This is a genomic window from Haloferax sp. Atlit-6N (assembly GCF_003383195.1).
GTDB classification, from domain to species: Archaea; Halobacteriota; Halobacteria; order Halobacteriales; family Haloferacaceae; genus Haloferax; species Haloferax gibbonsii.
Map to the genome: position 1 here is coordinate 1 of NZ_QEQJ01000365.1, position 448 is coordinate 448.

General features: G+C 59.2%; 1 protein-coding gene. It reads left to right on the forward strand.

The window, feature by feature from the left end; translation table 11 throughout:
- Window positions 1-45: 45 nt before the first annotated feature.
- The coding region (locus DEQ92_RS22780) for a GNAT family N-acetyltransferase (RefSeq protein ID WP_115821818.1) at window positions 46-448 on the forward strand (403 nt) is incomplete at its 3' end.

Consider the following 448-nt stretch of genomic DNA (forward strand, 5'->3'; position numbering starts at 1 on the left):
ACCTCGACGCGAATCTTTTAGGAGGACCGGTTCGGTACGGAGAGTATGGGAATCCAAACACGATATGCCACTGAAGCGGATGGCGAGGAAATCTTGGACCTCTGGCACGGCTTCACCAGTCATCTCTCGGAGTACGACGAGCGATACAGCCACAGCGGAGAGGCCAACGAACGCTGGCTCCAGTACTTCGAAAATCAGCTCGTCGACTCGAAGTACGGCATCGTCCTGCTGGCCGAAAGCGACGACGCCGACGAACCGATCGGCGTTCTCGAAGCCCGCGTGATGGGTGATCACCCCATCTTCCAACTGGACAACCACGGATACGTCAACGGCCTGTTCGTTCGCGAGGACTACCGCCGACAAGGTGCGGCCGCGAAGATGCTCGAAGCAGCGGCCGAGTGGTTCTCCGAGGAACCGCGCGATGTCGATTACTACCGCATCGACGTCC